Genomic DNA, 20,243 nt, shown 5'->3' on the forward strand with positions numbered 1-20,243 from the left:
AAATCTCCCTAAAGTTTTGTTATGATGTGGCTTCTGATATCGTCAATACATTTTGCCACATCACTGCGCATGTTGTTTATATAATAAGGCCGCATAAGTTTGATACTTTCGCTGACGCTAATATCATAGGGCATAAAACCTAATTTTTCAATATTAATACCGAGGTATTTTTTCGTTACGGACTCGAAACCGTAAAAAACATTCAATTCTTTTCTCGTACGGACGAGATTAAGCACCGTGCCTATTTTATAATCATCGACAATTTTCCGGATTTCTCCAGTTCCGGTGCTGTCCACCTGAATAAGCGCCTTCGTAATGGAGTCGATATTCGGGTAGTTCATGCTCTTGCTGCGTAGTTTATTGCATATCTCGCTGAACTTTGTGTCCTTGCGCAGGTGAAGTTCTATCTTTCTGTAAAGGGCAACCTTGAGAAAACCGTACGAGTTTTCAAGGCTAGTCGGCTCCGAGTTCATTATCATTATCTTTTTGTCGGCGAAGTTGAAAAAGTCTATCATATTAAAACTTGTTCCTGCGCCGAGGTCGAGAATTATGTATTTATAGTCCAGTTTTTTGAGTCTGTTCAACACTTTGAGTTTTTCAAAGTTCGTTATATGCGCCATGCCCAGAACGTCGCTTGAGCCGCCGACAAAGTCCACGCCTGCCGGTGTTTTTGCGATCACTGAGTTAATGTCAATCTTCTCTTTCAGAAATTCGTAAAGCCCTTTTCCCGGAACTTTCAGTCCGACAAAATCGTGCAGGTTTGCACCGCCGAGGTCAGCGTCAACCAGAAGGGTTTCGTTGCCCGCAGTTTTAAGTGACATTGCAAGATTTGATGAGAAAAAACTTTTGCCAACGCCGCCTTTCCCGCTGGCAACCGCGATGATTTCAGCCATTATCAGACTCTGCCTTTATATTTTTTCACTAAATAATAGGATAGAATATACGTTATTACTGCAAGAATCAACCCCAGCAGATGTGTTCCCACAAAAAAAGGGATAAAAAAGGTTTTTGCGGTGTGCATCATCGCCGTATATTCAAAATTGCTGAAATCCGGCATTGTGGATGCTTTTTTTCCGGTAACAAATACGCCGAACTTATAGCAGAGGGTATACACAGGAACGAGAGTGAAGGGGTTGGTTATGTATGCTCCGACGATAAGAGGATAAAGCGGAAGTCCGAAGAGAAACGAAGCCCCCATGGCAAGCCCGGTGTGAAACCCGACATAAGGCGAAAAACCGATGATTACGCCAATGGCGCAGGACATTGCAATCCTTCGGGGGGAATAATCAAGCAGCAGAATCTTCTTTATTTTGTGTCTTATGCGCTCAAGCATCTGCTTACATATCACCAAAAAGGGAAAAAGTCTTCACATAAAATTATCGTATAAAATATGAAAAAAATATGTAGATTACATCCCGAAATATGTCTATACAAAAAAACTATTGTCACTTTCAGTATAACGGATATTATTATGTTTAGAAACATTGGCTTTATAATTATTTCGGAGCATTCCGCAAGGTTGGTTTCTGATTAATTTAAAAATTCTGACCAGATCCGACATTTTTGCATATATGATTATACCATGCGTGTATATTTCAGGCATGTGTGCAATTAGTTGATTTACTGGTTATAATTAATGAGGTATGATTCACTCATGTTGGGAGATAAGATTCGTAAACTAATCAAAAGGAAGGGAATTAAGCAGATAGACGTTTGCCGTGCTGTCGGGCTTTCTCCTTCCAGGCTATCAAACTACCTGAGCGGCAGCAGAGAACCCGATCTTGAAACACTTTCCAGAGTAGCCAGATTTCTGGAAGTGAAACTCGATTACTTCGCCTATGGCGATAATATCAAAAACACAAAAGAGATCGGGGAAAACATTAAAAAAATGAGGGAAAAGAGAGGTTTTTCCAAAAGCGATCTGGCTGTTGTTGCGAAACTTGATGTCCAGTTCATTTCAAGACTGGAACTTGGGTATGGCGAGTTTGAAAGGGATTTAATCGAAAATCTTGCAGGCTGTCTGACTTGCAAAGTTTCGGATCTGATCGGGGAAGAAGAGGGATATTCGATGGATTTCGGAGCATCCTCCGCCGCAGAAGCAGAATCCGTTCTGTATGAACCTGAGGCGCCCGTAATCAGATTTAACCTGAACGACGTCGAGGACGGCAGATGTGAGAAGGAAAAAGGTGCGGTGTGGGTCGCTGTCAATGACGGAAGATTCGCTCCGAAGGTCAACGAATCAGATATTCTGTACGTTGAAAAACTCAGTCTGGGCGAGCTCGGAGACCGTGAACCGGTTCTCTATTTCGACGGTTCGTCACTGAAATATATGCGGGCATTCGTTTCCGCAGACAAAGTGCTCTTCGCACCGGAAGTGGGCGCAGGTGAACCTGTTGTTCACCAGAAAGGTTCGGAGTTGCCCTCGGACAGCCGGGTGTATAAGATACACTGGCACGCTGTAAAGTATTAAAGTAAGAAAGCCCTGCTTGTTCACGCAGGGCTTTTTTTTTGCGGCGGTTATCATAACCATCGCATTTCTTCACTATCCTTATAAAATCTGCATCACATGCTTATATGTATGCTCTCAGCCCGCTTTTACGCCAATCCCGTTTCTGCGAGCCGGAGGCTTGTCAGCCTCGTTCTTTAACAAAAAAAAGGCAGCCCATAAGAGCTGCCTTCAATATATGATACGGGCTTATTTTAGTTGTACGCTTTTTCGCCGTGTTGGTTGATGTCGGTACCTTCAGCTTCCTGCTCGGCAGAAACTCTTATGCCGATGGTTGCTTTAAGGATGAAAGCTATCACCAGTGTCACAACGAATGAATACAGACCTGCGGAAAGAACTCCGATTGTCTGAATACCTACCTGTGCAGAGTTTCCGCTGATAAGACCTTTGCCCTCAACAGCGAGAACACCTGTCATAACAGCGCCGAGGAAACCGCCGACACCGTGGATGCCGAAAACGTCCAGAGATTCGTCAATGTTGACTTTGAACTTGATTTTTATTGCATAACAGCAAACCACACCAACGAGAAGACCAAGAACAAGTGCGCCCCAGGGAGCAAGGAAACCCGCTGCCGGTGTGATCGCAACCAGACCTGCAACTATACCGGACGCAACGCCCAGTGCACTGGGTTTTCCGTGCATCCATTCGATAAGCATCCAGCTTACGCCGGCTGCTGCCGCTGCTATCATCGTGTTGGCAAATGCAACACCTGCGAGTGCGTTTGCACCGAGAGCCGAACCCGCGTTAAATCCGAACCAGCCGAACCACAGGAGACCTGCACCTACAAGTGTCTGTGTTACGTTGTGGGGAAGAATGGGTGCTTTCTGAAAATCTTTTCTGTTGCCGAGAACTATTGCAAGCGCAAGAGCGGCGCAACCGGAAGAGAAGTGTACAACAGTACCGCCGGCAAAGTCGAGCGCGCCCATTTTAAACAGCCAGCCGGAGCTCGCCCAAACCCAGTGTGCAACAGGGGAGTAAACTATTATCACCCAGAGAACCATGAAGATTATCCATGCTGAAAATTTCATCCTTTCAACAATGGCACCGGAAATGAGCGCTACCGTGATGATTGCGAACATGCCCTGAAACATTGCGAATACTGAAAGCGGGATAGTGCCGGAAATGGCTGTCATAAAATCGCCGCCCAGCATGAAATACTGCATACTGCCGACAAAGGGGGAATTAGTTTCGCCGAATGCCAGTGTGAAACCGATAACCGCCCACACAACGCCCACAACAGTAAGTGCTGTAAAGCTGTAAAGGAAGGTGGAAAGAACGTTTTTGGCTCTTACCATACCGCCGTAGAAAAGCGCAAGACCGGGAAGCATAAGGAGTACGAAAGCGGAAGATACCAGGAGCCACGCTGTGTCGCCTGTGTCAATTGTGGGTGCCTCGTCGGCGTATGCCGCAAAGGCGAAAGCAAATGTTGTTAAAGTTAAAAGAAGTTTACGCATTTTATTCCTCTCTGAATCACTTAGATGGAATCGTTGCCGGTTTCGCCGGTACGAATTCTTACAGCCTCGATGATATCAAGAACAAAAATCTTACCATCGCCAATTTTGCCTGTTTTAGCCGCTTCAGAGATAACGCCCACAGCCTGAGCAACTATTTCGTCCGGAACGACGGTTTCAAGCATAACTTTCGGAACGAAGTCGATCTGATATTCAGCGCCCCTGTAAAGTTCATGGTGCCCTTTCTGGCGGCCGAAACCTTTGACCTCATACGTCGTCATGCCGCTGATGCCAAGACCGTTGAGAGCTTCTTTCACGTTGTCAAGCATATGGGGCTTGACTATGGCTTTGATTAATTTCATGTTTTCCTCCGTTAGAAAAGCATTTACTTCTGTTTTATCAAAAGACGTGCCAGTTTTGTGAAATGCACATTTTCATTGAATAGAGTGATAAAAGGAATATATTGTGAAAAATACCCAAAGCGGTGTTTAAAAAAGATGCATCAGTGGTTAATTTTTCAGCAAAAATCTTTTCAAAGTGGTATAGTCGTATATTGATATTATTTGAGGGTTGAATTGAGCTCGGATTTCAAACTGTTCGATTTGTTGGCACATCCTATCGCCGTAATCGGTGCCGATTCGGAAATAGCATATTCCAACAAAGAGTTTAAAAGGCTTTATGCCGCTGGTAACTTTAATGGTCTCGGACGCGAAGGCGATACAAGATCGTTATTTTTCTGTGCCGACAGGGGTGAGATAAAGTGTTATCTTGCTTCCGTTTCGAAAGACGGCGAAAATACCGTCTGGTCATTTTCTGACGCAACCGCTCTGGTTAATCGCAAGATAATGCTTGAAACCGCCGCTATCGACGAATCCAAAATAACCGATGAAAACCTGCGTAAGGTCATTGAAAAGAACAAAAGGCTCACTGACGTTGTCGAGGCGATGGAATCCGGTGTGATGGTTGAAGGCGAATCCGGCAGTCTTGTGCATCTCAACAACAGCTTTCTGAAAATGATTTCCCCATATTTCAACGAACCGGACGCAAATGCTGACAGTGCAGCATTTTATCACAGGATACTTGAGCATATGGATCTTTCGGGGATGTACCGCGAAAAGACCGATTATATATTGAAAGAACGCCAGACAAGAACCTATTCCGATGAGTTCACCACCAAGGACGGGCGCACCTTTGCCCGCATACACATCCCTTTATATATTGACGGCAAACCGAAAGGACACCTTTGGAGGTTCCGCGACATCTCCGTTAAAAGGCAGATGGAGGCTTTCAAAAACGAGCTTGAGGCAATGATAACCGCTCTGGAATCAAGCGGCATGGTGGGGCTGTATATCGATTATGAGGGCTTCAGGTTTGCAAACAGCGGACTTTTGCACATACTTGGTGTGAGCAGAGACGAAGTGCTTAAAAACGGCATCTCCTATTATCTCGGCGACAGAGTATACGATTCCGGCGACGACTACATAATTTCATATTACTCACCGAAAGGGCGCAGAATAAACGTTCATGTAATTTCCGACACAATGAAGATCGCAGGAAAGACTGCGGAGATAATCAGTGTCATCGACATAACGGATAAGGTTCAGCTTCAGAGCAGTCTGAAAAAGAACGAGGCTAAGTTCCGCAGCTTCTTCGCGGACAACACAGCGGTGATGCTTGTTTTTGACCCGGAGACAATGGCGGTTGTCGATGCCAACAGATCTGCGGCGGACTATTACGGCTGTCCCATAGAGCAGCTTAAACTGAAAAAGATGTGCGACCTCACAGTGCACACCAGCCACGGCGACTGTCTGACCCTTGTGGGCAGCATACTTGAAAACAGGCGGGGCGCTAAGATACCTGTGCGTCAGTATACGGCTGGGGGTGCGGTTCGGGATGTGGAACTTCTCATCACTCCCGTGGAGATAGACGGTACTGTATATATGTTCATCATTGTCGAGGACGTTTCCCAGAGACTTAAATACCAGCGGGAGCTTGAAGATATCAACAACAACCTGAAAAATATAGTCGAGCAGGAGATAACCAAACGCCGCAGACACGAGGAACTTCTCATGGAGAAGATGCGCCTTGCGGAAATCGGCGAGATGATAGGCAGCATTGCCCACCAGTGGCGGCAGCCGCTAAACACGCTGGGACTTCTGGTTCAGGATATTCAGGACGCAAGGGAGTTCGGGGAGCTTACGGAAGATTATGTCCGCGACGTTGTTGAAAGCTCAATGCAGCAGATAGATTATATGTCAAAGACCGTGGACGATTTCCGCGATTTCTTCAAACCGTCTAAGACAAAAGAGGTGTTCGACGTCAAACACTCTGTGGAGCAGGTGCTCTCCATAGTGCGGGCGCAGCTTATCAACAACAGCATAGCCTGCACGGTTGCCTGCGAATGTGAAAATACAGGGCAGTCCATAACGGATTCGGACAAACTCACATATTGCGCCGACCACGATATGAAGGTCAGAGGGTATCCCAATGAGTTTAAACAGGTGCTTCTTAACCTGATATCAAACTCCAAAGACGCTTTAACAGACAGGAAAGAGCGGGCAATTCTTATAAATATCAAACGGTTCGACGGCAAGATAAAACTGGACGTTGAAGATACTGGCGGCGGTATCCCTGCGGATATTCTGGACAGGATTTTCGACCCCTATTTCACCACAAAGGGCAGCACAGGCGGAACAGGCATAGGTCTTTATATGTCGAAGGCTATCATAGAATCAAACATGAAGGGCAGCCTCGCCGTTGAGAACACAGACAAAGGCTGCCGTTTCAGTATACTAATGGACAGATACGGGAGTTAGATTATTTCATCCATTCTGTCGTGCACACGCGTAATGTCGGCATGGATAAGCTCGTGGCGGTGCTTGCATTCGTTCTTCGCAACATAGTCACGCGCAAGGATGACATTTGTGCGTTCCTGTCCTCTTCTCAGCTCTCCAATTGTGCGCCATATCGGCAGAAGCACCATGGCGGAGAGTCCTCCGAGATTCTGTATTATATCGGATATATCCATTGTCATATGAACACCCCGAATTTCTCAGGTCTGGCGGAGGTGACTGTTTCGCCGTTCTCATCCGTATATGTATGAGTCGGCTTATAGATGCGGTCGTATACCGCTTTTTTGGCTTCGTCTGCAAAGATATCTTCATAAGTTCCGAGTACCGTAACGCTTTCGGGAAGCTCTTCGCAGCGGCAGAGACACATTTTGTCCGTGCCGTCTGTCTGCGGCGGTGTCACTGTCAATCCCTCAATCTGTTTGTCTGTCTGATATATAATAATGATGTCCGTCATGCCGCATATACCTCCTCTGCTGTCAGTGCGCGGTCGTAGATGCGCAGATTGTTTATCTGTCCGAAATAATGACCGCTGGTGCCGTTTCTTGAGCCGATATAAAGATTTGTCTGATTTGCGGGAACGGCCGGAAGATTGTTGGAATTTCGGAGTTCACCGTTAAGATAAATCTGGATAGACATGCCTTGCTTTATTATACATACCCTGTAGGTATCGGAAACGCTGACCGTTGTTGAAGCACCTATGGTGATCCCGTTCAGGAAGAATTTAATGTCTCCTGTTTCATCGATATAGAATTTTATCCCTGATGCCAGATTCGCATCTCCGATGAGATACTGGGTTGACAATACACCGGATGGGGTGACGTCTGCAAAGATGCTGAAATCTCCGGTATACAATGGTGTGTTTTCCGCCTGAGGAAGCGAAAAATTATTGTAAGCTCTCGTTGCAGCAGTGGCAGTTGTCGGGATATAGCTTGTTGCGAAGGGCATGGCTTCAAGCTGCGCACCGAAAATGTACAGACCGGATGTGCCGTCTCCGGTGTAAACTATTGAGCCGCTCACCATCGAATACATGTCATGAGATACCGCTCCGGATACGCTGGGAGTATAAGTTATTGAACACCGAAACCAGCCGTTTGCATAAGGTTTTATCTTTGCACTGATACCTGAATCAGCAGATAAAACTGTACCTGCTAATACATCAAATCTGGCACCTATTGCTAATGCATCTGCAAACAGGCGTACCTGGCTTCGCTCTGCTGGTTTTGCGAAGATAGAAAAAGTATAAGTTGTGCCGGCTACTAATGATGCTACTTGTCCGATTCTATGTGAATTTGAACTCGTATCTTCAATCAGTTTATCAGCGAGATTAGTTCCGTAAGGGTCAGTTACAGCAGTTATATTTGCCGATACGGATGATCGTGTTTTCGTCCATGCAGCATTATCGAACTGCTCCGAATATATGAGCAGGTTAGTTGATGCGCCTTCAAGCAGGATTCCGTCGGCTGTGAAGCGCGGGGTGTCGTTTGCAGAGGCTCTAAGCACGCCGTACCTGTCGGTATAGGTCGCTGTGGATGCCCGTGTGAAAGTGCAGATGCTCTGTCCCTGTGTGGTCAGCAGGTTCTTTTTCAGCGGAAGGTGAGTCAGCGGTGCTGTTATATTGCCGACAGCCTGTGATATTGCAGTTTTTGCCAGCTTTGCCGAAAGCAGCGCATCCGTCTGGGTTTTGGTGTAGAATCCATCGGAAAGCCCCTGTATGCGCACTTTCAGCGCGGGGTCGCCCGTTTCGTCGGTTACTATGTTCAGAATTTCGCCCTCTGTCTTGTAAATCCCTTTGAGAACGGAATCCGAACTGTCGAAAACGTCGTTCAGAATCTCTTTAACACTTTTATAGCTCATGTTTCCTCCTTGTTTTATCTTTTTTTGAAGTAAAGGTTCAGATCCGGTTCGGCGTATTCGCCTCCGGAAAGTTCGATTGTACCGTCCTCTGCGCATGGAATAACGGTGAGAGCCGTGTCATAACCTTCCGGCGACCACGAATGGATGAACCGGACGTATTGCAGGGTTGATGAGGGTGCAACTACATTGGTGTTGTTGGAAGCGGTGAAAGGTGCTACGGAGCAGATATAAAATCCGCAGATGAATATGCTGGTATCTGTTTCATCTTCAGAGTAGAAGCCGTTTGCGTAATAGTTGAAACATTCTCCGTATACGGGGGACGATGCGCCTGTTATCGTACTGTAGGCGCTCGCCAGCTTCTGATGCACTCCCAGAGACGAATAGACGTAAAAATCGAAATCCACCCTGCCGGAAGTTCTCGGCAGCCAGTCTGTGAAGGTGTTTATCTGGTAAATGACGAACGCCTCTTCGCTCACTGGATCCTTGTATGCGCCGATGATGTTTGAGCGGGTACCGTTGAAGACGCCTGAAAACGTCTCTTCGTTATATGTTTCATAAATCAGCTCATCGCCGTAGTACATGCGGGTTAGGCGCGAATAGACGTTTGTTGTTCTGTGCTGCTGAACGGCGTAAAGCTGTCCGGTCATGTCTGCGGGCACAGGCTGGTCGATATAGTTGGTTTGTGTTATGTCGCATGAGTTGCGCGGCATGAGACGGTATATTTCTTTGAATAATGTCTTTTCGGAGCGGATGTATCCCGTCTGTGTGAAGAGCCCTGAGGACATCATTCCTGTGGCGGTTTCATAGGTATCCGCAGGCATTGGAACAAAGGGCCATAGTCCTTCTTTGAAACCTATGATGTGCGAAGGCACGCCTTCATATAGTCTGACGACAACGGAATCGTTGTTCGAAAACGCATATGATGACGGTCTGCCGTCTGCCGATTCGTAGACTATAGGCAGGTCGGAAAGGGTTTCTCCGTTAACGGACACAGTGATTCTGTCCGCGGTGTGGTCGGCTTTGACCACGCGTCCTTCTGCGTATGAAATTTTCCATGTGGGATCGAGTGCGTTCTGTGAGTATATTGCGTTCATATTCAGCCGCCGTAGAAGATTTCGGGCACAATGAAGTCTCCCGATTCGGAAAGTGTTCTTTTGGTGTTCAGATTTGAGATGTCAGCGTCCGGCACTCTCGGAAGTGAAAAGCTCTTTGCCACTGCAACGAAACTCCCGACGGCCGTTCTGCAGGGATAAACAGATTTAAGCCAGTATCGTTTTCCGTAATATTCAACGCACCAGCGCAGGTTTCTGTCGAACAGCCATTCTTCCTTCAGGCTGCTGCCTATGCCGCCTTTTATGGGGACATACTCGTATGAGTAGCCTTTGTCCGGATCGTTTTTATCGCGGTATACCTTTTTTCTAACCGTTATCCCGCAGCCCAGAAGGAGCGCTCCGGTGAAGATATCCGTCTGAAAGGCGCATGAACCCAGATAGTATTCCTCCGGCAGGTCGTACATCCTGAAAAACACGGATACGGTGCGACCGGGTATAAGGAGTGTTCCGGTGAGTGTTGTTGACAGCGGAATATTCCCGTCCCTGTTGTGGGTGTATTCGGGAAAGGCGGAGGTTATCCCGCCTGTTGGGTTTACGGTGGACGTGCCCATGCCCGCCGCGCTGTAATAGGAGACAAGCGCCGTTACCCCGCATGTATTTATCTCCGGCAGATATGCGGTGATGCTGTTACCGCTTCTTTCCCACGGCGAATCGACATCCGCATCCGTGTAGTCTGCGCAGGGCGGGGTGAACTCCTTCTCCGTTTTGCCGGTCGGCAGCAGAAACAGGTTTACGACGTATTCGCCGCCGTCCTCCTCGACCAGATACGCGTTGATGGAGAGGGTTTCAAAACCTATGGAGAGCCAGTCCGAAACAGGAGGAGTATCGTTAACAACATTGGTTGATATGTATGTCGAAACGCACCTGTCGGGGTAGCACATGCCCGATGGATTGTATTCTGCGGGGCAGAGCCATACTCCGACTGATGAGTATTCTTCCGTAACGTAGCGTGCCATCAGGACACCGTGAAAATGTCGTTGCAGATGTTGTCCGCATCCGTCCGTTTATATCCGTCTTTCTCCACAAGGAGGCTGTATGTGCCGCTCTTCATGCTGCCAAGGCGAACTCTGCCCTCACTGTCGCTTTTGCCTGCGTATTTTCCGTTCAGATAGACGTGTGCATCTTCCAGCTTCTTTTTTGTGCAGGCGTCCCGCACGGTGAGTATGACTGTCCGGTTGTAGGTTCCTGCGAGGTCGTCGGTGAAATCCAGTGCAAATATACCGCCGCGCCCGTCCTTTTCCGCGGAAATGAGACAGAAGACCGGATCGGGACAGGTTACATCCACAAGGTCGTACACGGTTTCGTATTCGATACGCAGAACCGCTGTAGTATTTTCTTTCAGTATCACCGAGCTTTCGGAGAATACCGGACTTCCTGCCTGCCTCCCCTGCCATACTGCGGACAGGATCTTTTCCACGGGGAAAGACGCGGAAGCCTTTCTGCTGTCCTTGAACACGACAAACTCGGTAACGGTCTGTCTGTATGCCGTCCCGTAAAATGAGGCACTGCCGCATGTGACCGAAAGTGATGGATTCATCCCGCCTGGAAAGAGTTTAAGCCGTGCAGTTCCGCCAGATGCAAAAACTGTGGTGCCGTTGTTCTCCTCCGGTTCGAGGATAAAGCGAAAGATGTCCGTGTCCGAAGTCTTTTTGAATGTGAAATCAGCATCAGCCATTGATCGCCTCCGCATACACCAGCACCGGATAGCTTTCCCTGTTGCGAAGCGGAAGGGTGATGCCGAAAAGGGCGTATGAGGTGCGATAGCTGATAAGCGCCGTGCCGAATTGTCCCTGCGACGGTTTCGGTTCAGCCGCGCACTGAACGGAATAGGTACTTTTTCTGGTGATTTCGCCGAGTGAGTTGCCGAGCCATTCAAAGCCGCTGACCGTCGCCACGGGTTTGTCCGTGTCAGCAGCGGCACTTTCAAGAAATACTGCGGTTTCATCCGTAATTTCCTCCGTAAAAATGCCCATGGAGGTGAGAATACCATCGGATGCGAACACAGCCGTCCTGTCAGGATGTTCGGCATATACGCGGAAATACGCCGTTTCGCCGTATGCGAAGGTTGACTTGGTTTTGCCGTATTCGTCGGTGTTTCTGTCCGTGTCGGGACTTATCAGTATTTTCGAGCCTTTGGATGAGGTCACGAAACTTATGGTTGTATCTGTCATGGCTGTACCTCGATTATATTTTTTACTGCGAGCGGGCTGCCTGAAGCCTTTATGACGGCAGAGACAAGCCTTCCGGAACCGAATCTGCTTTTAAACAACAGTCCTGCCGGAGTGCAAAGTCCATCCATGTGCGTCGTTTCAAGTGCTATTCTGTCTGTGGTGTCCGCCAGACTGTGCGCAAGTCTGAGTGCCGAAACCCTGTCACATAGAGCGGGTGCGCTGAAAGTGAGGCTCTGGCTCCCTTCAGAGAAGAGAAGAACAACGGCACTGCCGGCTGAGGCTGTGATATATCTTTTTGTGTCAGCGGCTTCCGTAATGCTGTAAAGGTCGTAAACCGCTGTATAGGAAACAGCTTTAAAGCCGTTAAGATTTCCGCAGACTGCATTTTTACCGTCGGCAGTCACTTCAGGCGTAAGTATGGTCTTTGCCGGAACTGAAAGAGCACCCTTGCCGTTTTTAAAAAGAATATCCTCCGTCACAGTCTCTGTCACATTGCGCACAAGCAGGGTAAGATACTCTGAATCACTTGTCAGAATGGCGTTTCCGGTGTGATAAAGCCTTATCTGTGCCGCCTCTCCTGTTTCCGCCTGCGAAGGCGCGGAAATATGGACGTAATTTGATTCGTATGAGCCGTAATTCACTGTTATCACACTATATTTCTGTTCATTTCTGTCGAATGTGCGTGAGAATACCCCTGAAGGAGCGAGGCTGACATCGGTTCCGCTGCCGGAAACGACTATATAACCGTCGGGCAGGAGCCGCACGGAAAGTCCGGCGCTGTCTGCCAGATACTGCGCCAGCGACATATGGGTGAAAGTGCCCTTTACGGAGGCGACAAAATCCCGCGCTGCCCAGATTATCTTTCCGGAAAGTTCCGCCGCTGCCTCAGAAGCTCGACATATGACATCCGCGCTGAACGAACCCTCCGGTTCCGGCATAGTGCCGCCAAGAACAGTTTTTCCGTCGGATGCGGAAACAGATGTAACATCAAACTGGTAGGTTACTCCGTTGATAACTGAGGAAAAGGTTTTTGCGCTCTTTATCAGCACAGACAGAGAGACAGTCGCCTCAGGGATGCCAAATAGGGAGATATTCATCTCTGACAGATATTCAGTGCAGTCTATGCCGTCTGTGAAAAGCTGAACAGTGTCGGCTGAAACCAGTCCTGTGAGGGAAGGGGTTGAAAGCGCCAGACTACCTGTAAAGCCTGTCAGAAGCAGAGGTGCGTATATCTCAGCCTCGCCGGAGTAACCGGAGTCGCCAAGGGTGTTCCTTATTGTGCACACGCCGCTTAGATTCTGACCGGATTGAACAGGAAGAGTGAAACGTCCTTCGGCTGCAAGGCAGTTGACCGTTTCAATGGCTGTGAACGAACCGTCCATTGCGGACAGGCTCAGCGATATTTCCCACTGTCCGGCGGATGCGGGCGGCATGGATGTAATGAGGACAACCGATTCCGAAATGCCGAGTGATGCCGATATGACGGCGGAACCGTCGGATATACCTGTTGTCATAAAAGATGTTCCTCCTGCTATGGTGAAGGGCGCGGCGAGCACCGAAACGCCGCATTCCGCGTTTGCAGGCGCAAAGCCCGCCGCTGTGTATTCTCCGGCGCAAACGTCCATGCTATGCCGTCCTGTACCATGCCGTACCGCTGCATATGAAGGTTGCCGATTCTCCTTCGCTGCTCAGTAGATAGTCAGACACCTCGTCCTTACTTATCTGTACCGGATCTATAGTTGCGTCGGTGCGGATAACCGTTACAGACTGACCCTGATGATCCGCAGGCGAACCGAGGTCTATGTATGCATACCCGTAGGCGGTGTCGGCGAGTATGCTTGAGATACCGTTTTCAAAACTGTAATAGCCTGATATCTTTACATATCCCCCGCTGGAAGAGCTGCCGCCTGTGGAGAGCTTTACAATGCCGCCGGATCCGGTCTGCATGAACCATACCGCGTCGCCGAAGTTTTTCAGTTCCGCAAACTGGTCTCCCGTTTGGCTGTAGATCGATACCCTGTTATCCGTGTCGTCCGCTTTCATCAGTATGGACGGAACGCCAGCCATGGCGGGATTTTCCTGAATGTAAAGATAGAGAGGATACATGGACGCGTCGGCGTATGCGATTGTGCCCAGCGAGTTGAGCGGACCGCTGGAGAATACCGTCTGTGTTGAGTGCGGAGAGAACAGTCCGGTACCGATGACTCGCCATATGGCGTCTGCCACAGTGAGGCGTATCGTGCACGAGCTTCCGAGGGTTATGCTCACCGCTCCGTTTATTCCTATGACATCGTTTTCCGCAGCGTTCAGAATCACATACTGCATGAAGGTGCTTCCGCAGTTGATGAGCGTCAGCATGTTTCCGCGGAAAAGTGCAGCCTCCGGAAGTGTACAGACCATAGGGGAGGTCTGTTCCCCGAAAGAGAACGCCACCACAGTATCTGAGGGGTCTATGCTGCTGCCGTCATTTGCTATGACCCTCAGCGGGGAGACGGAAGCGGATACGCTGTTCAGAAGTTCCGCCGTAACGACGTTGGCGATGAGGCTTCCGGTGTTCCAGTCCTTTGCCGCGGTGCTCTCCCTTCCCCGTTCAGCGGTTATGGTCTCTTCCGTTCTGGTTGCCAGCACAATTTCGCGGTTTGCATCGTCCGCTGGGGAGGCGAATCCTTTTCCCCATATTACCGCGGTGAAACTGCCTTCCGGGAATACGGATGTGTCCTCAACAGTGAGCTCGTTGCCGTCTGCGGGGAGATATGCGGCAAGACGGGAGCGTGCGAAGTTGGCGAATCTGTTCATCAGTCTATCTGCCAGTCGAGAGTTATTCTGTTGTCTGGTTCATGGGGGCATCCTGCGGGTACAACCTCTTTCAGCCAGAACCCCTTTGCCGAAGGAAGCGTGACCAGAGTCAGGCTGTTGCCCGCCTCAAAAGTTCCCGACCATGCTTCCGCCGGAATGGTGAAATAGGGTCTTCCGGTTTTGGGGTTCACGGGTGCGTACTGTGCGGTGGTCTGTCCCGAAGGGAGCGCACCGGCATAGAGTCCCGCAGATGAAAAGGAGAGAGCGGATGTGAAGGTCAGCGAAAACGTGTCGTATTCCGTGCCGCCGTTTGAAAGCACCACGAGACTGTGGTCGAACACCCCTGTGAGACTGTTCAGCGATGAACTTTCCAGCACAGGCTTAAGGTCGCCGAGCTCAAGCATCACTCCGCAGTAGGTTTCATCCGTTTCAAAGGAATAGGGGAGCTGCCCTTCAAGGGTGACAGCCGCCGTGTTTACGTTCTTTGAAACGGATGCCACGCGGATGTTACACGATTTCTCATCGTCCTGTATGAGCAGCAGAGCGCCCTGCGGAATTGAATAGTCGGATGATTTGAACAGCAGATTGATTGATGAATCCCCCGCCGTTGCGCTCTGGGTGAGCTTTCCGCATCCAGTCCATTCAGAGGGCAGATGCGCCTGTGTGTCGTCGATTTCGGCGGGGGCGATGTAGAATCTGTCCTGACCGTTTCCGGGGGTGCCGATGCAGACACACGCCGAATAAGCCGTTTCGCCGTTCACGTTTGAGTTGGCGATGAACGCCTTGCGGTATCGGGTGATTCCGGTTTCACGTTCGGCGGAGGTGACGCGGGGGAAAAGATTGAATTTCACGCCGGAAACCACCGTCGATGCAAAATCGGGTCTGCCTCCGTTCTGTTCAGTGTCGGTGATGCTTACGCTTCTTATGATGCTGATGTCGCTCTGGTTCATCTTAAACCTCCAAAAGTCGTATTGTGCCGCTGTATACGTCCGTGTCCGCCTGAATTTGTTTGGCATTCAGCGGTTTAAGCTGTATTGCGCTGCTGTCATGTATGAAAATGACGGAGAGCTGTTTTCCGTTTATGTCCGCATGAACGGGTGCCGCAGCAGCAGCCGCGCGGCAGAGCAGCAGCACGTCCTCCCGCTTCATGCCGCTTTCGGTAGCGGGGATGTAAATTTCTATGGTTCCGGCCGGTTTGCCCGCGTATATTATCTCTGTGCCTGAAAGGTCTGTCTCGGCAGTGGTTTCAGGCAGTCCGTATTCAGTTTCGTTGGTCCATACCGCCGTTTGGGGCAGTGTTATTCCTGCGATTGTTATCATTTTCAGCACCTGTATCCGCACTCGATGACAAAGGTCATTGTGCGTGTGTCAGTGGTCTGTATACCGCTTGAAAGGCTGTGTGGCATTGTTGCGTTAAGAGCGCTGACCGCAGTGTGAAACGGGGTCATATCCGCTTTGCCAACCGACAGAAGGCGGACGTAGACCCTGATATTGTGCTGTGTCACCCTGACCCCGTTGTCGTCCGCCGTTTCAAATCCGGCGTAGGCGACAGCCGCCAGCGGTTCTTTTCCGGTCATAACCTCCGTGCTGCCGTCTTTCAGCAGAACACGGGTAAAGACTCCGCAGTTCTCAAGCGCCAGCACTGTGTCGAGTGTGAGCTGTTCAGCCGTCCTCATCTGTATCCCTGCCAGTCTGTACGTCCGCTTTCGGTGTATCCGGCGGCTTTTTTGGGCAGTTCGCCGGATGCTGACGAGACGGGAGCCAGCGGAGCCAGAAGCTGTGAGGTCTCAGTTTTATACTGTTCAGCCGTTGTCCATTCAGCCGCATATATGTAAAGCTCCGCCAGAGTGCGTTTTTTAACAGCGAGGCGCAGAACGGCATCCGATTCGTCATAGTCCAGCCCGTAGCTGTCCGCCACCGCCTGAACGTATATGCGGGCGTTCTCCAGCGCTTCCTGCGCAACAGAGTCATCCCCCTGACATATGGCGAGGTACTCCTCTTCCCGCATGAGTTCCTGAATATCTTCAATTTCAATGAGTTCCATACGTTGCTCCTTTATCTGAAGGCAGGGCGGAGGTGCTCCCCCGCCCGAAAGTCTGTTAAAGCACAGTCGCCCAGCAGATACCTTTTGTGAAAGGCACGGGGAGGGGTTTGCTCTCCGCGATTATCTCTATGCTGGATGAACGCGCATCGCGCACCTGTTTAACGAAAAAGGGCATAGCCGTGAGGTTGCTGTCCAGATCGTCGATTACGCTGTAAACCATTTCAAATGGAGCGTCCGCAGCGAACGCCATGAGCTTTCCGCTGTCCACAACCTTAACCTGCGAGCCTGTGGCAAGGTCAGTGTATGAACTGTTCATAAGCTCCACGCGGAAACCTGCGATGTTGATGGTTTTTGAATCAATAACAGCGGTGAGAGATGAGTTGCCGATGTCCTGAACAACTTTGGCAAGCGCCATGAACGCGCCCTGACCCGCCCAGAAGCGGATGTCGGAGCCGTAGTGGCTGTTGTTCTGTATCTGCGCCTCCATACCGATGAGGTCGGCGAGGATATCGTCAAGGCTGATTGACGACTCGCTCCACGTCTCCTCAGGCGTGTGGGAGAGGGTTGTGCCGAAGTCAACGCCGTATGTTGCAAGCCCGCCGTCCATGTGCATTGGATAGGCTATGCTGCCTTTGAGCGACTGCGCCGCCATAGCCTCGGTTGAGGCTCTGACTATCCTGCGCAGACGGTCTATCTTGTTGTTCACGAGGAGCTGTATGCCCGATTCGTCGAGGAGTTTCAGGTTGTTAACGTCAACGCCGTTGAGCCTTTCGGACGGGCGGAAGGGCTGGGGTTCGATATGTGTTATGCTGCCGTTCTCCTCATAAACGGGTATGGGGTCGCCGCCTCTGCGGGTTACGGCTATGTTGGTGACGGGCTGCTGAAGGTCTGTCACAGAGACAGTGGGCAGCGGATGGCTGCGTCTCTTCGCTTCGGGGTATACGTTGTCCATGACGGGGGATTTCAGTTCCGGCATGGACGTTAGTGAGCGGACGATGGAATCGGTTGTGAAATATTTACCGAGGTCAAGCTGTATCATGTTCTCTCCTTAGAAAACCCAGACGGGTGCGTTTGTCTCAAGGGAAGTTATGTGTGCGGCGGATGATGCCGCTCCCTGTGTCAGAAGGCTTTTTTTCATTACTGTGCCGTGCACTGCCACGCTTCCTGCTGTGTTTACAGAGGTGTCGATGTCCTCAGTACAGACGCCCACGGGCGTTTTTGTGCTGTCTGATGCAGCGGGGTTAAAGCTCACAGCCATTCCTGATGCGTTCAGGGCGATTATTTCGCCCGCCCTGATAGTGCCTGCGTCTGACGCAAATTCCATGATGCGGATAACGGCAGGGTGCCTGCCGTCCGTAACCGTTTTTCCGGTGATGGTCTGTGTGCCCACCACTCCGTTAACTGTTGCCATGTTTCCTCCTTATATTTTCGAGAATATTGATGCCGCTGGCGTGCCGGAGGCTTTAAGCCCGTGGGTGCCCTGCGCAACGGGGTTCTTTACCGTGCCGAAGATACCGGCGAGGGTGTCGGATGCCTGAATTAACGGATTTTCGCGCTCCAGCTTGTCTGCAAAGCCTATGAGCGCCTGATAAGCCGACGCGGGGAGTTTGCCCGCCGCAGCCTCTTTCAGCCTGTTCAGTTTCTGTTCGAGGTTCATTGTCTTCAGCCTCGAAAATTCGCTCATTTCGCTGTCGGAGAGTACGAATCCGCAGTTGACGGGTGAAAATGTTATTATTTTCGTTCTGTCGCCCATACTGATGATTTTCAGGTCTTTGATCATGGGGGGCACCGCACCGAGAAACGCCACATGGTGCAGATAGAGGCTGTCGTCCTCTTTGCGCGCCGCACCGATGCTCCAGTTTTTGTATCTGCCCTCGGCAAACGCTTCCGCCAGCTCCGCCCCAAGCTCTATCTCGCCCAGAAGCACGCTGCCGTCTGCGGAAGCCTCCACAGAAGTTACCCAGCCGAACGCAGGCATACTGTCGTCCGACTCGTGCCCTATGGTCACAGGTACCTGCGGCGTAAAGTTTTCAGCCATACTGAGAATGTCCTCCGGTGTGATGACCACTCCGTTGTGATTCCCCGCTCTGGCAAGTTCCAGTTTCATATTTCCGCCTCCTTGTCTTTTCGGATTGGCAAATAATACAGGATTTGTTTGTTGTATATGTTTAAATAAGACAAATGAAATTTGTATAAAATCCTCTTTCAATATATTTGAATAGAGGCTATCCTTTAGAAAAACCAAAAGGGGACGCACAGATGCTTAGAAAGGGCTTTCTGCTGATATGTATGGCAATTTTCACCGCCTGCGCGGCTGACAATTCCGCCGTTTACCTTGATACCGCGGCACAGCTTAAAAATATGCCTGACGCCGATTCGGCTGTGAAAAAATATGAATCCACAGTGAGAAAGAGCGTACATTCGCACTTTTATTACGAAGGGCGCGGCGACCTTTATTTCGCATATGGGGAGTACGGAAACGCTGTTAACGACTATACAAGCTCTCTGAGGAATAAGGAGGCGACGGACGTTCACATGAAGAGGGGACGGGCATACATGAAGCTGGGCTTTTATCCGGACGCGGCTTATGATTTTTCATCCGTTATACAGCTTGGCGGTGAGAAGGCATATCTGGCATATTCCGAGCGCGCCAAGGCATATATTGAGCTTGGAAAATATAAAGAGGCTCTGAAAGATATCGACAAGGCGCGCAGCCATACAGAGATATCGGCGGAGCTTGATAAATCCATGGCGGAGATATACTACAAGACCGCAGATTATAACATGGCTAAAGTGTATGCACACAGAGCCGTTTCAGCACTTCCGGACGACGCTTCGCTTTATTTTCTACGTGGCAAACTGTTTTACAAAACCAGAGACGCGAATCAGGCGATTGCGGACTACCGCAGGGCAATTGAGCTGAAACCCTCGTTCACAGAGGCGAAGAGAGAGCTTGCCATGGTATACGCTACCTGCCCCGTTTCAATATACAGAGACGGCGGAAAAGCTGTTGAGCTTGCGCAGGAGCTTTATTCAGCCGACGGAACTTCCGACAATGCCATGACACTTGCTGCGGCATATGCCGAAACAGGAGATTTTGAAAAGGCGGCAGATATTTTGAAAAAAGCCGTAGATTCCGAGAAAGATTTTGTTAAGCAGGACGATATGCGGGTATACCAGAAAGCGTATGAAGAGAAAAGAACCATAAATAGCTGGTAGCAATAATTTAGGGCGTGCGCAGCCTGCGTACGCCCCTCTGTTTTTAAAATGCGTGATGTAAAAAAATTTTACGCATTATCTGATGGTCAAAAAACTGTCACTCTATGTAAGAACTCCACTGACAAAGGGTTTATATAAATCTTTCAACAGTTATTCCACAAATTTGTTGATAAAAAAATGCTTGACAGCCTAAATGCCTAAAATTCGGGGAGTTCGTGTGATTGTTCGTAATATCAGT

At 49.7% G+C, this 20,243-nt stretch carries 23 protein-coding genes; 3 read left to right on the forward strand and 20 right to left on the reverse strand.

Going from position 1 to position 20,243, the window contains the following annotated elements; genetic code table 11:
- Nucleotides 1-8: 8 nt before the first annotated feature.
- Together Q7P67_RS09115 and Q7P67_RS09120 are read right to left on the reverse strand one after the other, a co-directional pair.
- Nucleotides 9-893, reverse strand: a complete 885-nt coding sequence (locus Q7P67_RS09115; protein WP_303851653.1) for a P-loop NTPase — start codon at nt 891-893, stop codon at nt 9-11.
- Nucleotides 894-895: 2 nt separating this feature from the next.
- Nucleotides 896-1,333, reverse strand: coding sequence for a DUF2062 domain-containing protein (locus tag Q7P67_RS09120; protein WP_303851654.1), 438 nt, complete (start codon nt 1,331-1,333; stop codon nt 896-898).
- Between the two features lie 321 nt (nt 1,334-1,654).
- Here Q7P67_RS09120 and Q7P67_RS09125 point away from each other — a divergent pair, with 321 nt between their 5' ends.
- Nucleotides 1,655-2,470 (forward strand): helix-turn-helix domain-containing protein, encoded by an 816-nt coding sequence (locus Q7P67_RS09125; RefSeq protein ID WP_303851655.1) that lies wholly within the window; start codon nt 1,655-1,657, stop codon nt 2,468-2,470.
- A 230-nt stretch (nt 2,471-2,700) separates the two neighbouring features.
- Here the strand turns inward: Q7P67_RS09125 and Q7P67_RS09130 are convergent, their stop codons facing one another.
- Both Q7P67_RS09130 and Q7P67_RS09135 read right to left on the reverse strand, forming a co-directional pair.
- Complete coding sequence (locus Q7P67_RS09130) at nt 2,701-3,960, reverse strand: ammonium transporter (protein WP_303851656.1); 1,260 nt, start codon at nt 3,958-3,960, stop codon at nt 2,701-2,703.
- A 20-nt stretch (nt 3,961-3,980) separates the two neighbouring features.
- Nucleotides 3,981-4,319, reverse strand: coding sequence for a P-II family nitrogen regulator (locus Q7P67_RS09135; RefSeq protein ID WP_303851657.1), 339 nt, complete (start codon nt 4,317-4,319; stop codon nt 3,981-3,983).
- Between the two features lie 213 nt (nt 4,320-4,532).
- On the opposite strand from Q7P67_RS09135, the gene Q7P67_RS09140 reads away from it, so the two are divergent.
- Entirely contained in the window at nt 4,533-6,773 is a 2,241-nt protein-coding gene (locus Q7P67_RS09140) for an ATP-binding protein (RefSeq protein ID WP_303851658.1), read from the forward strand.
- Here Q7P67_RS09140 and Q7P67_RS09145 read toward each other — a convergent pair.
- From Q7P67_RS09145 to Q7P67_RS09220, 16 genes are read right to left on the reverse strand one after another with little or no spacing between them, the layout of a single operon-like run.
- Nucleotides 6,770-6,991 carry a hypothetical protein gene (locus Q7P67_RS09145; RefSeq protein WP_303851659.1) on the reverse strand — a complete coding sequence of 74 codons (222 nt, stop codon included), beginning with the start codon at nt 6,989-6,991 and terminating at the stop codon, nt 6,770-6,772. The two genes, Q7P67_RS09140 and Q7P67_RS09145, sit on opposite strands and share 4 nt — an antisense overlap.
- Nucleotides 6,988-7,263, reverse strand: a complete 276-nt coding sequence (locus Q7P67_RS09150) for a hypothetical protein (protein ID WP_303851660.1) — start codon at nt 7,261-7,263, stop codon at nt 6,988-6,990. The genes Q7P67_RS09145 and Q7P67_RS09150 overlap by 4 nt, the downstream gene beginning before the upstream one ends.
- Entirely contained in the window at nt 7,260-8,663 is a 1,404-nt protein-coding gene (locus Q7P67_RS09155; RefSeq protein ID WP_303851661.1) for a LamG domain-containing protein, read from the reverse strand. Before Q7P67_RS09155 ends, Q7P67_RS09150 begins: the two co-directional genes overlap by 4 nt.
- 14 nt (nt 8,664-8,677) lie before the next feature.
- Nucleotides 8,678-9,757, reverse strand: a complete 1,080-nt coding sequence (locus Q7P67_RS09160) for a hypothetical protein (RefSeq protein WP_303851662.1) — start codon at nt 9,755-9,757, stop codon at nt 8,678-8,680.
- Between the two features lie 2 nt (nt 9,758-9,759).
- Entirely contained in the window at nt 9,760-10,731 is a 972-nt protein-coding gene (locus Q7P67_RS09165) for a hypothetical protein (protein WP_303851663.1), read from the reverse strand.
- Nucleotides 10,731-11,450, reverse strand: coding sequence for a carboxypeptidase-like regulatory domain-containing protein (locus tag Q7P67_RS09170; RefSeq protein WP_303851664.1), 720 nt, complete (start codon nt 11,448-11,450; stop codon nt 10,731-10,733). Before Q7P67_RS09170 ends, Q7P67_RS09165 begins: the two co-directional genes overlap by 1 nt.
- Complete coding sequence (locus tag Q7P67_RS09175) at nt 11,443-11,946, reverse strand: hypothetical protein (RefSeq protein ID WP_303851665.1); 504 nt, start codon at nt 11,944-11,946, stop codon at nt 11,443-11,445. The genes Q7P67_RS09170 and Q7P67_RS09175 overlap by 8 nt, the downstream gene beginning before the upstream one ends.
- Nucleotides 11,943-13,571, reverse strand: a complete 1,629-nt coding sequence (locus Q7P67_RS09180; RefSeq protein WP_303851666.1) for a hypothetical protein — start codon at nt 13,569-13,571, stop codon at nt 11,943-11,945. The genes Q7P67_RS09175 and Q7P67_RS09180 overlap by 4 nt, the downstream gene beginning before the upstream one ends.
- Before the next feature lies 1 nt (nt 13,572).
- Entirely contained in the window at nt 13,573-14,742 is a 1,170-nt protein-coding gene (locus Q7P67_RS09185) for a hypothetical protein (protein ID WP_303851667.1), read from the reverse strand.
- Nucleotides 14,742-15,692, reverse strand: a complete 951-nt coding sequence (locus tag Q7P67_RS09190) for a hypothetical protein (protein ID WP_303851668.1) — start codon at nt 15,690-15,692, stop codon at nt 14,742-14,744. Before Q7P67_RS09190 ends, Q7P67_RS09185 begins: the two co-directional genes overlap by 1 nt.
- Before the next feature lies 1 nt (nt 15,693).
- Nucleotides 15,694-16,062 (reverse strand): hypothetical protein, encoded by a 369-nt coding sequence (locus Q7P67_RS09195; RefSeq protein ID WP_303851669.1) that lies wholly within the window; start codon nt 16,060-16,062, stop codon nt 15,694-15,696.
- Between the two features lie 2 nt (nt 16,063-16,064).
- Nucleotides 16,065-16,418, reverse strand: coding sequence for a hypothetical protein (locus Q7P67_RS09200; protein ID WP_303851670.1), 354 nt, complete (start codon nt 16,416-16,418; stop codon nt 16,065-16,067).
- Nucleotides 16,415-16,786, reverse strand: coding sequence for a hypothetical protein (locus tag Q7P67_RS09205; protein WP_303851671.1), 372 nt, complete (start codon nt 16,784-16,786; stop codon nt 16,415-16,417). The genes Q7P67_RS09200 and Q7P67_RS09205 overlap by 4 nt, the downstream gene beginning before the upstream one ends.
- 55 nt (nt 16,787-16,841) lie before the next feature.
- Complete coding sequence (locus Q7P67_RS09210) at nt 16,842-17,825, reverse strand: major capsid protein (protein WP_303851672.1); 984 nt, start codon at nt 17,823-17,825, stop codon at nt 16,842-16,844.
- Between the two features lie 9 nt (nt 17,826-17,834).
- Entirely contained in the window at nt 17,835-18,197 is a 363-nt protein-coding gene (locus tag Q7P67_RS09215; RefSeq protein WP_303851673.1) for a hypothetical protein, read from the reverse strand.
- A 9-nt stretch (nt 18,198-18,206) separates the two neighbouring features.
- Nucleotides 18,207-18,893, reverse strand: a complete 687-nt coding sequence (locus tag Q7P67_RS09220; RefSeq protein ID WP_303851674.1) for a hypothetical protein — start codon at nt 18,891-18,893, stop codon at nt 18,207-18,209.
- 152 nt (nt 18,894-19,045) lie between these two features.
- On the opposite strand from Q7P67_RS09220, the gene Q7P67_RS09225 reads away from it, so the two are divergent.
- Complete coding sequence (locus Q7P67_RS09225) at nt 19,046-20,005, forward strand: lipopolysaccharide assembly protein LapB (protein ID WP_303851675.1); 960 nt, start codon at nt 19,046-19,048, stop codon at nt 20,003-20,005.
- The last annotated feature ends 238 nt before the right edge of the window (nt 20,006-20,243 follow it).

The sequence above is a fragment of the Seleniivibrio woodruffii genome (assembly GCF_029267515.1).
GTDB classification, from domain to species: Bacteria; Chrysiogenota; Deferribacteres; order Deferribacterales; family Geovibrionaceae; genus Seleniivibrio; species Seleniivibrio woodruffii_A.

Excerpts from the sequence above, each read along its gene's own strand:
- Q7P67_RS09170 (WP_303851664.1), bottom strand. The coding sequence starts at position 11,450 with ATGGCTGATGCTGATTTCACATTCAAAAAGACTTCGGACACGGACATC.
- Q7P67_RS09130 (WP_303851656.1), bottom strand. The coding sequence starts at position 3,960 with ATGCGTAAACTTCTTTTAACTTTAACAACATTTGCTTTCGCCTTTGCG.
- Q7P67_RS09200 (WP_303851670.1), bottom strand. The coding sequence starts at position 16,418 with ATGAGGACGGCTGAACAGCTCACACTCGACACAGTGCTGGCGCTTGAG.
- Q7P67_RS09165 (WP_303851663.1), bottom strand. The coding sequence starts at position 10,731 with ATGGCACGCTACGTTACGGAAGAATACTCATCAGTCGGAGTATGGCTC.
- Q7P67_RS09175 (WP_303851665.1), bottom strand. The coding sequence starts at position 11,946 with ATGACAGATACAACCATAAGTTTCGTGACCTCATCCAAAGGCTCGAAA.
- Q7P67_RS09210 (WP_303851672.1), bottom strand. The coding sequence starts at position 17,825 with ATGATACAGCTTGACCTCGGTAAATATTTCACAACCGATTCCATCGTC.
- Q7P67_RS09145 (WP_303851659.1), bottom strand. The coding sequence starts at position 6,991 with ATGACAATGGATATATCCGATATAATACAGAATCTCGGAGGACTCTCC.
- Q7P67_RS09135 (WP_303851657.1), bottom strand. The coding sequence starts at position 4,319 with ATGAAATTAATCAAAGCCATAGTCAAGCCCCATATGCTTGACAACGTG.
- Q7P67_RS09225 (WP_303851675.1), top strand. The coding sequence starts at position 19,046 with ATGCTTAGAAAGGGCTTTCTGCTGATATGTATGGCAATTTTCACCGCC.
- Q7P67_RS09120 (WP_303851654.1), bottom strand. The coding sequence starts at position 1,333 with ATGCTTGAGCGCATAAGACACAAAATAAAGAAGATTCTGCTGCTTGAT.
- Q7P67_RS09185 (WP_303851667.1), bottom strand. The coding sequence starts at position 14,742 with ATGAACAGATTCGCCAACTTCGCACGCTCCCGTCTTGCCGCATATCTC.
- Q7P67_RS09125 (WP_303851655.1), top strand. The coding sequence starts at position 1,655 with ATGTTGGGAGATAAGATTCGTAAACTAATCAAAAGGAAGGGAATTAAG.
- Q7P67_RS09205 (WP_303851671.1), bottom strand. The coding sequence starts at position 16,786 with ATGGAACTCATTGAAATTGAAGATATTCAGGAACTCATGCGGGAAGAG.
- Q7P67_RS09155 (WP_303851661.1), bottom strand. The coding sequence starts at position 8,663 with ATGAGCTATAAAAGTGTTAAAGAGATTCTGAACGACGTTTTCGACAGT.
- Q7P67_RS09180 (WP_303851666.1), bottom strand. The coding sequence starts at position 13,571 with ATGGACGTTTGCGCCGGAGAATACACAGCGGCGGGCTTTGCGCCTGCA.
- Q7P67_RS09220 (WP_303851674.1), bottom strand. The coding sequence starts at position 18,893 with ATGAAACTGGAACTTGCCAGAGCGGGGAATCACAACGGAGTGGTCATC.
- Q7P67_RS09190 (WP_303851668.1), bottom strand. The coding sequence starts at position 15,692 with ATGAACCAGAGCGACATCAGCATCATAAGAAGCGTAAGCATCACCGAC.
- Q7P67_RS09215 (WP_303851673.1), bottom strand. The coding sequence starts at position 18,197 with ATGGCAACAGTTAACGGAGTGGTGGGCACACAGACCATCACCGGAAAA.
- Q7P67_RS09115 (WP_303851653.1), bottom strand. The coding sequence starts at position 893 with ATGGCTGAAATCATCGCGGTTGCCAGCGGGAAAGGCGGCGTTGGCAAA.
- Q7P67_RS09160 (WP_303851662.1), bottom strand. The coding sequence starts at position 9,757 with ATGAACGCAATATACTCACAGAACGCACTCGATCCCACATGGAAAATT.
- Q7P67_RS09195 (WP_303851669.1), bottom strand. The coding sequence starts at position 16,062 with ATGATAACAATCGCAGGAATAACACTGCCCCAAACGGCGGTATGGACC.
- Q7P67_RS09150 (WP_303851660.1), bottom strand. The coding sequence starts at position 7,263 with ATGACGGACATCATTATTATATATCAGACAGACAAACAGATTGAGGGA.